The following is a 10,903-nucleotide window of genomic DNA, read 5'->3' as shown; positions in this document are numbered from 1 at the left end:
GGCCATGCCGGTGACGACGATCCGCTCGACCCCTCTGAACCGGGAGTCCAGCATCGCGCTGCCGCGGAGGCCCAGCGTGGTGAAGGTGGTGTCGGTCGACATCCCCTCCACCGAGAGGCTGCCGGTCCCGCCGGTTTCGGTGAAGCCGTCGCTCTCGTGCCTGACATGGGCGAGCGAGAGGAAGGGCTCGACCCGGCGCCCGGCAAGCCGGGCGTCATAGCTGGCTTCGGCATGGATCGAGTAGGTGCGGGCGTCGTAGCCGCCGATCGCCGCGCCCTGCCCGACCGATGCGAGGCTGCGGACGGTGTCGATGTCATGCCAGCTGACGAAGGCCCCGCCGCCGAAGCGGAGACCCGGCCCGCCGGATCCGGCATAGGCACCCAGGGTGACGGTGTCGGCGTCGGCCTTCGCGCCATCGTCGTTCGAGACGGAGGAGGACGACATGCCGACCATCATGCCGGCGGTGAGGCCAATGGCCAGATCCTGATCATAGCCAAGGGCGAGACCGCCGAGCGACCGCTCGGCGCCGCTGGCGTTGCCGTTGCCGGAAAAGTCGGACCGGGCGCCGAAGCCCTGCATCCACATGCCGCTCCGGGCCGGTTCTTCCTCGGCGAGGAAGCTCATGCGGTTGCTGCGGGATACGTCGGCGCCGGCGGCGGGCTCGTTCCGTTGGATCCGGTGGTGCATCAGTTCGCGCACCATGGCGGTGTCTTGGACGAAGGCCGCGGCGGTGGAGCCGTGGATGGTGCCGGAGAGCTGGTCATAGGCCAGCCGCGCGCCGGCTTCCGACATCCCCATGATCGACCGCACCAGCGGCTCATCCACCGACAGCCGCGTCAGCGCCGCCCCCAGGTTCCGCTGGTTGCGGCTCAGGGCGATGTCCGCGAAGTCGACATCGTTGCGCACAAGTTCCAGCCATACGTCTTTGAGGTCGTAGCTGAGCTCGGCATTCATGAAGGCGAGATCGGATTCTACACCGTCGAATACGCCCTCGACACCCTCCGATGCTGTGGCGATGCGATAGCGTGACAGCGGTTTGAAGACCGCGTTGCTGGCGTGGTGGATCACGGTGCCGCCGTTCAGGTCCAGCGTGCCGCCGACATCCAGGAGGTCGTTGCCGGTGGGATCCGCATCCACGCGGAAGAACGATCCGGATGCGAAGGAGGCATCGCCCGTCACGGTCAGCGCACCATCGGGAGACAGGCTGCCGCCAGCCTCGACGGTGACCGTCTCCACCATGCCGGACCCGGCCAATGTGCCGGAGCCCCTGACATGGAGGTCGCCGCCGAGGGCGTTTCCGATCCGCAGGATGCCGCCGTCCACATTGGTGACCCCGCCGAACAGGCTGCTGTCGGCGGTCAGCAGGGTGTCGCCCGAAAGATGGGTGATCGTGCTCGATGCACCGAGCCCATTGATGACCGCATCGAAATCATAGCCCTCACCGGTGTGGTTGAAGACAAGCTCACCGCTTCCCATGCCAAAGAGGAGCGTGCCGACATTGATGTATCCGGCCGCCGAAGCCGCATCGGCCGCAGCCGCGCCGATGTTGAGCGTGGCGGTCGAAGCGCTGTTGTTGGCGATGACGACGACAGCGTTGGCGTTCGAAGAAATGCCATTTACCGATGCTCCGTCGGAAATGGTGGCGATGGCGTCGCCATCGTTGCCCACCATGAGCATGTTTTCGGCGTTCACCGCCGATCCGGCTCCCGAGACGATCAAGTCGCCAACCGCCCCCTCGGACCATCCGACAATCACGTCTTCAGCCTGCAGGATACCCCCGTCTGTCACAGCGCCGGCACCGCTGCCTTCGTTGCCGAGGGCGACATACCCCACCGCCTCCAGCCGACTGTCGGCTCCGGAGACCTCCACTTCGCCGACAGATCCGGCCTCGTCGCCGACGAAGACGTGTCCTGACGCCTGGACTTCGCCGCCCTCCTTGATGGAGAGCTTGCCCTCACCCTGGCTGCCGATCAGGAGCGAGCCGCCATCGGCGATCTCCCATGTCGCGCCGTCTCCGCTGACCTCGACGGAAGACCCGGACGTCGCCTGCTTGCCGATGGTCGCGGCGGCGCTGGTCACCTTGGCCTGGTCCGTGATCGACATCGTCCCGTCACCGGCATCGCCGATGACAAGCCCCCCAAGCAGCGACGCTTCAGTGCCGGCCCCGCCGAAATTGAGATCGCCCTTGTTGAACCCGCCCACAATGGTCGAAGCGGTGACTGTCAGCGCGGCGCCATCGGTCACTTCGACCGTTCCGCTGCCGTAATAGCCGACATGCAGGAAATCTGCATCGAGCGTGGATCCGGAGCTCAAGTTCAGAGTCCCGGACTGCTGATCCAGCATGTTGCTGGGATGGTTGTTGTTGGTGCTGTTGCCGACGATCGCAGTGTTCACCGTTAACTCGGCGGCGTTCTGTATGGTGAGGGTCGAGCCTAACACCGAACCCAGGTAGAGCGTTCCGGCTGAACCTTGCGCGTCATCCAAGACAGGCTGCACGCCATTTGTAGTTGCGAAGGCCGTGCCATCGACCGGAACACCCGTGCTCCAGTTCGCCGCATCGGTCCAGTCGGAACTCTCAGCACCGGTCCATGTTTGAGCGCTGGCGGCGCTGGTCATCAGACTTGCAAGAAAGGGAAAGATGATCTTCACGGCGCGACGGCCATCGGCGAAAGAAGTGCTGCGCAAAGTGCTTTTCTGCATGGAGAAACGACCTACCCTGAGTTTTCTTAACGCCTTCATCTGAGCCACAGAGCACGAGATAGGGACATTAAATTATCATGGCGATAATTTGCGGAACATCTTCCCCCCTGTCAACCGCACAACTCAGGGTATAGCTGACCACCCGGCCCGCGATCAGTTGGAGCTGCGGTCCGGCGCATCCGACCGACTGGTGGCCGTTTACTAGTCGCGAAAAAGGTGTCTGTGTGGGTCACGGGAAATATTACGCCGGGGCGTTGCGCTCTCAGACGGAGTTTTCGTGCATCCTCGGCGGGATTGAACTCGCCCGCCGAGGCGATGACTTTGGTCGATCAAGCGCGATAGAGGGATGGATCATGCACTGAACCTTTGCCGATACTCTCCGGGCGTCAAACCGACGATACGGTGAAACACCTTCCGAAATGCACCAGGATCGGAGTAGCCTACCTGCCAAGCAATGCTCTCCACTGGTTGCTTGCCGAACTGCAGCAGTTCCTGTGATTTGGCCACCCGTAGGCGCTGAGCATAGCTGGTGGCCGTCAGCCCCGTGGCCTTCTGGAAGCGACGCAGAAAGGTGCGTTCCTCCAACCCTGCGTGCTCAGCCAGAACCGAAACGCGGGTGTCCTTGCCCTCTTGGGTTTGCAGGTAATGCTGCGCCTTGAGGATCGCACTATCTCCATGTGACAGACGGGGAATGAACCCGCTGTAAAAGCGTTGCTCACGCCCGGGCAGATCGACCAGCATCATCTGCGCCGTCCTCGCCATGATCATCGGACCAAGAAACCTGTTCACCACGATCAGGCCAAGGTCGATCCATGACATCAGTCCTCCTGCAGAAATGATATCACCGCCGTCGATGACAAGCCGGTCGACATCCACCTTCAGCTTGGGAAACCTGTCATGGAGCGCTTGTTCATAAGTCCAGTGCGTGGTGACAGCGCGTCCGTCAAGCAGCCCCGTTTCGGCCAGCACGAAGGCGCCTCCGCAAATGGACGCGATCACCGAACCCTCGGCATGGCGTAGGCAAAGCCATCTGGCGGCAGGGGCGGCCGCTTCAGGGCTGAGCGGCGCCTCCAGGGTGGGCGGGAGGATCAGAACATCGGACCGCAGCCGATTTGCCTCATCTGGATGCCCAGCACTGTCGAAGATGACGTGGGCCCGCGAGCCAGGATCGATCTTGAGATGTCGGACGCGCAGATGGGGGAGAGCAGATTCATTCTCGCCGCCGAATTGACTCGCCAAAGTGAAGAGATCGGTCAGTCCCAGCACCGCAGACATCTGCGCTCCCGGATACAAGACGATGCCAATCGTCACCTGTGTCATTGTCGGTATTGCCCTCGACAATGTCGATAATGCCAGTCGTCCAAGCCATCGCGCAGCGCCATGTTCTAGGCAACAGGAAATCGATCTCAGGAGACTTTCATGTCCAAGCGCGCCGTTCTCGTCGTTGATCTTCAGAATGAATACTGGCCGTCCGGCAACCTGCCCCTTCAGGGGATCGAGGTCGCCGCCGGAAATGCAGCACGCGTGATCGAGCACGCGCGCTTCAATGGCGACCTCGTGGTGAACATCCGCCACGAAGCGCCGGGGGGACCCATATTTGTGCCTGGCAGCCAAGGGGCGGAGATCAACGAGGTCGTTGCACCGCGGAGCGACGAGGCCGTCATCACCAAGAACTTCCCGAACTCGTTCCGCGACACGGATTTGAAAGCCCTTCTCTATGAGAAGGGGATCAAGGATGTGACCGTGATCGGCGCGATGAGCCACATGTGCATCGATGCGACCACCCGTGCCGCCAACGACCATGGCTTCAAGACGACAACGATCCACGATGCCTGCGCGACCCGTGATATCGAGTTTGGCGGGCAGACCGTCCCCGCCGCACATGTGCACACCGCGATCATGGGCTCCCTCGCGTTCTTCTATGGTGATGTCATCAGCACCGAGAATTTCCTCCGCAGCGGACGCTGTCATTCGGTGCGTGCAGTGGTGACGTCCCTTCAAATGGTGTAGCTCGCCGGTAGCACCGCCGCCCGCTCGCGCGCTCGCATGAAGCGCCGTAGCAGGCGGGCGGCGGCGCGGTGGTCATCGGGTTTTCCGGTAGGGTCGGGCCCAGCACCGCGCCAAGTTACGTTCCACGGATCCGATCGAGCGTCTCAACGGTGAAATCAAGCGGCGCACCGACGTGGTCGGGATCTTTCCGAACGAGGCATCGATCCGACGCCTGGTCGGCGCGGTCCTGATGGAACAGACCGAGGAATGGACCGTCCAGCGTGGCCGATACCTGACGCTGGAAACCCTCGCTCCGGTCTGCGATGATCTCACCTTCAGCCTGCCTGCCGCGCCGTGCGACTGACCAACTCGACCCGCTTCCGAGCACGAGGCCCGCGGTCAGCTACACCATCAGATGGGACGTTAACCAAGGTGGAGCTTTTCCGGCTCGATAGCGCTAGATGACGCGCGGGTTGGCGGCTTAGTTTCGCACGCCTGCAGAGTCTCTGGCCAGCACGCTGTGACCTGCACAAATGGCCGATTGAGAATGAAGGAAAGCAGCAGGTCTGAATGGCGGGCTAGTCGGTGGTGCCGGCGGCACCTCCCACCGTTGTGTCAGATGGAGCCGGGATTGCCCGCAACGCACGGTCTCGCGGTCAGATGCAACCGGGCTAACCCGGTTGCAACCTGCGACCATCCATCGTATCGCTCGTTCAGGTTCACCCCCAAAATCTTCATCCTCCAAGAACGCCGGGGGCGTCTTTCCGTTGACAGGGTCGTCAAGACATCCCGCCCATGCGCTTTACGCCGATCACCACGCCTGGCTGGTCGCCTGGCTGCGCCGGAGGCTCGGGGACGGCGCCGATGCGGCGGATCTCGCGCAGGACACCTTCCTGCGGCTGTTGCTCGGAAAGCGGGCTCCGGACCGGATCGGCCCGCAACCGCGGGCCTTGCTGACCCACATCGCCAAGGGGCTGGTCGTCGATCACTGGCGCCGCAAGGACATAGAAAGCGCCTATCTCGACGCGATCTCGCATCTGCCGCCGGCGCAGGCGCCGTCGGGAGAAGACAGGTTGATCCTGATCGAGGGCCTGATGCGGGTCGACGCCATCCTCGGCCAACTGCCGCGGCAGACGCGGGAGATCTTCCTGCTCGCACAGCTCGACGGGCTGACTCTGCAACAGATCGCCGACCGCACCGGCGTCGCCGTGATCACGGTGCGGCGGCATGTGAAGCGGGCGCTCCTCGCCTGCATGGCCGCCGCATGAGCCCGGCTGCGACGCCTGACCAGACAGATGGCCTCGACCCGCGGCTGCTGGAGGAGGCAGCGGATTGGGCGATCACCCTGCGCTACGATGATCCGGATGAGAGCCTTCTCAAGCTCTTCGACCGGTGGCTCCGCCAGAGCGCCGGACATGCGGCGGCCTGGGAACGTGCACAAGAGATGTTCCGGCCGCCAGATCCGGTGGCGGCGGTGATCGGCAAGACCGTCCTGCGTCGGGAAGGGCCGTCGACCAGCCGCAGGATGCTGCTCCGGGGCCTCGTCCTCGCGGGCCTCGCCGCGCCGGCAGGGGCGCTCGCCCTGCGCGATCAGCCGTGGCGCAGCTGGTTCGCCGATCTCCGCACCGGCGTCGGCGAGCGCCGGACGCTGATGCTGCCGGATTCCACCGAGCTTGCGCTCAACACGGCCACTGCGGTCAACCTGACGTTCAGCGGCGCGGAGCGGCGGCTCCGGATCCTCGAAGGCGAAATCCTCGTTTCCACCGTCCCCGACCCCGCGGCGCGCGCCTTTTTCGTGGAGACCCCGGAGGGCGAGGTGCAGACGGCAGGGGCGCGCTTCGGCCTGCGCTGTCTCACCGACGCGCGCATCCGCGTCTCGGTCTTCGAGCAGGCGGTAAGCGTCGCCACCGCCCGCGGCGCTGGCGCGACGCTGCAGGCCGGCGAGCAGGCCGAATTCACCGGCGACGGAATTGGAGAGAGCCGCCCGGTCGAAGACAGGGCCGCCCTCTGGCGGCAAGGCATGCTTCTTGCGCAGGACATGCGGCTTGCCGAGGTGATCGAGGAACTTTCCCGGTATCGCCACGGCCTGTTGCGCTGCGATCCGGCGGTCGCCGGGTTGCGCGTCTCCGGAGCGCTGTCCCTGACCGACACCGATAGCGCGCTCGAGTTGCTGGCGCAGACGCTCCCGGTCCGGGTGGTCCGCCGATCGGGCCTCTGGGTCACCGTGACAGCGCGTAGCTGATCGTCCGGACTTTTTTGCCGTGGGGGTGATCACTTTTCCGATCTCGTCCGGTGAAGAAGCATAGGGGCCGACGCCACGTTGATCGCAGCACTGCCCTTCATCCTTCGGTTTGGGAAGAAGCAGCATGATGAAGACGAGATCGAGGACGGCGCGAGGCGGCGGCGGGACTGAGAAACGACCTGGCGCGGAGACACTGCGGATGGCTGCGCGCCTGTTGGGGGCAACCTTTGCGGTAGGCCTGCTAGCACTGCCGGCCGCGGCGCAAAGTAGAGACTACGCCATCAGCGCCGGGCGGCTGAGCGATGTGCTGGCGGCCTATGCGGCCGCCGCGGGCGTGCAGCTCGTCTATGATCCTGCGACCCTGTCCAACCTTGCCAGTCCAGGGTTGAGCGGTAGCTACACGGTGCAGCAGGGCTTTGCCCGTCTGTTGGCCGGGAGTGGCCATGACTTGCAACCCGCTGGCAGCGGCAACTTCATCCTTGTTCCGAAGGGCCGGCGGACGTCCTCGCTCCCCGCAGACGGATCGACCCTGCTCGCCCCCCTTCTGATCTGGCGCAGCCAAGCTGATGATCCCTATCGGACGCTGGGCGCCGTCGCCCGTCTGGACGGCGACCAGCTCGAGCGGCGCTACAGCGGCGCCGTCGGCGACCTGTTCAAGGGCACGCCCGGCGTCATCGCGGCGAACAACCACAACGGCTCCAAGCTGGATGTGAACATCCGCGGCATGCAGGGCCAGAACCGGGTGAAGGTCGCCATCGACGGCACGCAGCAGACCTCTACGACATGGCGCGGTTATGCCGGCGTCGATGAGCGCGTCTACCTCGATCCCGACCTCATCGGCGGCATCGACATCTCGAAGGGCCCAGGCGGCGGCGCGGCGGGGGCCGGCTCCACCGGCGGCGTGGTGGCGATCCGCACGCTGGAGGGGCGCGATGTGGTGGCCGAGGGTGAGATCCAGGGCTGGCGCCTGCGTTTCGGCTCGAGCGACAACGCCACTGCGCCGCAGGACCCGGGCAGCTTTGGACAGCGTGACGACGCGCCCGGGCTGGACGGGCGAAACCGCTCGGGCAGCCTCGCATATGGCTATGTGGGCGAACGGTTCGAGATGCTGCTGGCCGCCGCAGAGCGCAAGCGCGGCAACTATTTCGCAGGGCGGCATGGCGACACAACCTATAGCCATGACGGGCGCGATTATCTGCTTTCCTTCACCAAGCCCGGCGAGGAGGTGTTCAACTCATCCGAGGACTCCTCGACCCTCATGGCCAAGTTCGCCTGGACCTGGGGCGATGCGCAGCGGCTAAGCCTGGGCCTGACCCAGCACGACACTCGGTTCGGCGAGTCGATGGGGTCTCTGATGTTCCAGCAGGACGATGGCTTCCGGCAGGTGAAACTCTCGGACCTGTCGGCCAAGACCTACACCCTGCGCTACACCCACGCGCCCGACAGCCCGCTGGTCGACCTGAAGGCCGGCGTCTGGATGTCGGATGTGGCGGGCACCACCCGCGCGGTCACGGCGGCTCTCGGTGGGCTCGAGCAATGGGGATATGTTCCGGCCGACGAGCCGCGCTACGCCCGGACCAGAACCTACGGCGCCGATGTCTCCAACACCTCGCGTTTCTCGGTCGGCGGCGGCGCGCTGTCGCTGACTTATGGGGCGTCCTACCAGCGCGAGGACATCGATGGCGACACCTATTGCAGCCGGACCTTCGAGCGCGACCGCTGCGTCTGGATGACGCCCAGCGTCGGCACGCGCGAGGTGGCGAGCCTGTTCAGCTCGACCACATGGGATTTCGCAGCGGACTGGCGTCTCGAGGCCGGGCTGCGCTACGACGCCTGGCGGCTGAGGGACCGCAGCGAGACCGCCAGGGCCGGCGGCGACCGGCGTGACGGCGGGCGCCTCACTCCGACGATCTCGCTGGGCCATGACCTCACGCCCGAGCTGCAGCTCTTCGCCCGCTACGCGATGGGCATCCGGCCGCCGACATTGCGCGAGACCATGGTGTCGGATGCCAACGCCACCCCCAACCCGGACCTCCGCCAGGAACGGTCGCGCTCGCTGGAGATCGGCGCGAATTTCGCCCGCGACTCCGCTTTCCTACCGGGCGACAGCGCTCGGCTCAAGTTCGTTTGGTTCAACAACCGGCACAGGGATTACATCTCGCGCGTCACTGCCGACCCGATGCCCGGGCAGCCGGTGTTCACCTTCGCCAACATCGACCGGGCAGAGTTCGAGGGTGTGGAACTGTCCGGCAGCTATGAGAACCGCCGGCTTTTCGCGGAGGTCGGAGCGAACTACTACACCGACGCGGAATTCTGTCGGAACGGCGACTGCAGCTCGGGCAATGTCCAGACCGACTACGCAGCCAACCACGTCCCTCCCGATCTGTCGCTGAGCCTCACCGCCGGAGTGAAGCTCTTCGATGAGCGGCTGTCCATGGGCCTTCAGGCGCAGCACGCTGGCAAACGGATGTCGGCGCCGACGACGCAGGACCGGCAGCGCACCGCGATGTGGCAGCCCTATACGGTGGTCAACCTGTTCGCGAGCTACGAGTTCAGCGACAGCGCCCGCTTGGATCTGCGCATCGAGAACGCGGCCGACCGCTACTACGTCGATGCCCTCGACGGCTGGACCCCTGCCCCCGGTCGCACGCTTCGGCTCGGAGTGAGCGCAACCTTTTGACATCGGGCCGGGCGGATGTCGCGCCCGGCCAACTCCCCCTTTCCCAGAGACCGGATTATGACGCTTCAGGATACCCAGACACTGCTGACCCGTGCGGAGCGCCTCCGCGCCGCGACCCACTCCACCCACGAGAGGTTGGACGCGGCGATCATGGCGGCGCAACCCTTCGCCTCGGTGGACAATTACCTCCGCTTCCTGCGTCTCCAGCACGGCTTCCATCGGGATGTGGCCCCGCTCTATGGTGATCCCGTCCTGAACGCTCTGATCCCAAGCCTCGACCGTCTCGGACGGCTCGGGGCGGTGACACGAGATCTCGCCGATCTGGGCCGGGCCCCGCCGGTCTACAGCTCGCCACCCGCTGCGCCACGGACGGCCAGCGCAGCGCTCGGCTGGCTCTATGTGGTGGAGGGCTCCAACCTCGGGGCGGCCTTCCTGCTGAAAGCGGCGCGGAAGATGGGATTGTCAGAGGGCCGCGGAGCGTCGCATATGGCGGAAGCGCCCGAGGGCCGGGCCGCCCACTGGCGCAGCTTCAAGGAGGCATTGAACGGTGCCGCCCTTACCGCCGCCGAGGAAGAGCAGCTGGTCGTCGGAGCCAATGCCGCCTTCGCCCGCGTCCGCGCTCTCGCAGCGCAGCATCTGGAATGACCGGCGGCGGAGCAACCTTGTGACAGGGGCCCGCAGCGGCGGCACCGACAGCCAGCCCCCGCACATCAAGGCGGTGGCCGAGGCTGCGTTGAAGCGCCTGCGGTCCGACCATGTCTACCTGTTCTAGCAGCACCGCGTCGATCCCGTCTTGCCGATGGAGGAAGTGCCGGCGCTGTCGGGGACCTCTTCGAGCGTCGCAGATCAGTCACCCTCTCGCCGAAGCAAAGCTAACAGGTGAGCTGCTGCCGGTTTCGTGGAAACGAAGATAAGATCGTGACCCATGAACCGGAGAGTGGATATGACGAGACGGAAGTTCAGCCGCGAGTTCAAGATCGAGGCCGTGAGGCTGGTGACGGATCGGGGTGTGGCGGTGGCGCAGGCCGCCCGTGACCTCGATGTAGCGGAGAGCGTGTTGCGCCGCTGGATGCGGGAGCTGACCGCAACCCCTGCTGTTGCGTTTCCCGGGAACGGGCAGTTGCGCGCTGATCTGGCCGAGGTTGCAGCCTTGAAGAAAGAGGTCGCCCGGCTTCGGGCGGAGCGTGACATCCTCAAGAAAGCGGCGGTGGGTTCAACCGGTCAGCGCAACGGCTCGTTCGAACGTATCAGCCGGCGTCTGGAAGCCAAGGGTTTTCCGTGGCCCGCGTATT

Annotated in this window: 8 protein-coding genes and 1 pseudogene; 7 read left to right on the top strand and 2 right to left on the bottom strand. The window is 65.1% G+C overall.

Going from position 1 to position 10,903, the window contains the following annotated elements; all coding sequences use genetic code 11:
* Together C5F48_RS19035 and C5F48_RS19030 are read right to left on the bottom strand one after the other, a co-directional pair.
* Positions 1-2,700: autotransporter outer membrane beta-barrel domain-containing protein (locus C5F48_RS19035; RefSeq protein WP_181247730.1), on the bottom strand; the 2,700-nt coding region annotated here is incomplete at its 3' end.
* A gap of 351 nt (positions 2,701-3,051) precedes the next feature.
* Positions 3,052-4,020: a GlxA family transcriptional regulator gene (locus tag C5F48_RS19030; RefSeq protein ID WP_107665403.1), complete on the bottom strand. Its 969-nt coding sequence runs from the start codon at positions 4,018-4,020 to the stop codon at positions 3,052-3,054.
* A 99-nt stretch (positions 4,021-4,119) separates the two neighbouring features.
* On the opposite strand from C5F48_RS19030, the gene C5F48_RS19025 reads away from it, so the two are divergent.
* The 7 genes and pseudogenes from C5F48_RS19025 to C5F48_RS18990 form a co-directional block, all read left to right on the top strand.
* Positions 4,120-4,710, top strand: coding sequence for a cysteine hydrolase family protein (locus C5F48_RS19025; protein WP_107665402.1), 591 nt, complete (start codon positions 4,120-4,122; stop codon positions 4,708-4,710).
* Positions 4,711-4,807: 97 nt separating this feature from the next.
* Positions 4,808-5,053 (top strand): annotated as a pseudogene (locus tag C5F48_RS19020) (transposase); the annotation flags it as partial.
* Between the two features lie 403 nt (positions 5,054-5,456).
* Complete coding sequence (locus tag C5F48_RS19015; protein ID WP_107665401.1) at positions 5,457-5,957, top strand: sigma-70 family RNA polymerase sigma factor; 501 nt, start codon at positions 5,457-5,459, stop codon at positions 5,955-5,957.
* Positions 5,954-6,931 (top strand): FecR domain-containing protein, encoded by a 978-nt coding sequence (locus tag C5F48_RS19010; protein WP_107665400.1) that lies wholly within the window; start codon positions 5,954-5,956, stop codon positions 6,929-6,931. The genes C5F48_RS19015 and C5F48_RS19010 overlap by 4 nt, the downstream gene beginning before the upstream one ends.
* A 199-nt stretch (positions 6,932-7,130) precedes the next feature.
* Positions 7,131-9,611 carry a TonB-dependent receptor gene (locus tag C5F48_RS19005; protein ID WP_170139776.1) on the top strand — a complete coding sequence of 827 codons (2,481 nt, stop codon included), beginning with the start codon at positions 7,131-7,133 and terminating at the stop codon, positions 9,609-9,611.
* A 57-nt stretch (positions 9,612-9,668) separates the two neighbouring features.
* Positions 9,669-10,256: a biliverdin-producing heme oxygenase gene (locus tag C5F48_RS19000; protein WP_107665398.1), complete on the top strand. Its 588-nt coding sequence runs from the start codon at positions 9,669-9,671 to the stop codon at positions 10,254-10,256.
* 298 nt (positions 10,257-10,554) lie between these two features.
* Positions 10,555-10,903, top strand: a 349-nt coding sequence (locus C5F48_RS18990) for a transposase (RefSeq protein ID WP_258186534.1), incomplete at its 3' end; no start/stop codon positions are given.

The organism is Cereibacter changlensis JA139 (assembly GCF_003034985.1).
GTDB classification, from domain to species: domain Bacteria; phylum Pseudomonadota; class Alphaproteobacteria; order Rhodobacterales; family Rhodobacteraceae; genus Cereibacter; species Cereibacter changlensis.
Note: the sequence above shows the minus strand (reverse complement) of the source record. Positions and strands in the feature narration are given on the sequence as shown.

Bases quoted from the DNA above. Each gene is read 5' to 3' on its own strand.
- C5F48_RS19030 (WP_107665403.1), bottom strand. From the start codon at position 4,020: ATGACACAGGTGACGATTGGCATCGTCTTGTATCCGGGAGCGCAGATG.
- C5F48_RS19025 (WP_107665402.1), top strand. From the start codon at position 4,120: ATGTCCAAGCGCGCCGTTCTCGTCGTTGATCTTCAGAATGAATACTGG.
- C5F48_RS19010 (WP_107665400.1), top strand. From the start codon at position 5,954: ATGAGCCCGGCTGCGACGCCTGACCAGACAGATGGCCTCGACCCGCGG.
- C5F48_RS19005 (WP_170139776.1), top strand. From the start codon at position 7,131: ATGGCTGCGCGCCTGTTGGGGGCAACCTTTGCGGTAGGCCTGCTAGCA.
- C5F48_RS19000 (WP_107665398.1), top strand. From the start codon at position 9,669: ATGACGCTTCAGGATACCCAGACACTGCTGACCCGTGCGGAGCGCCTC.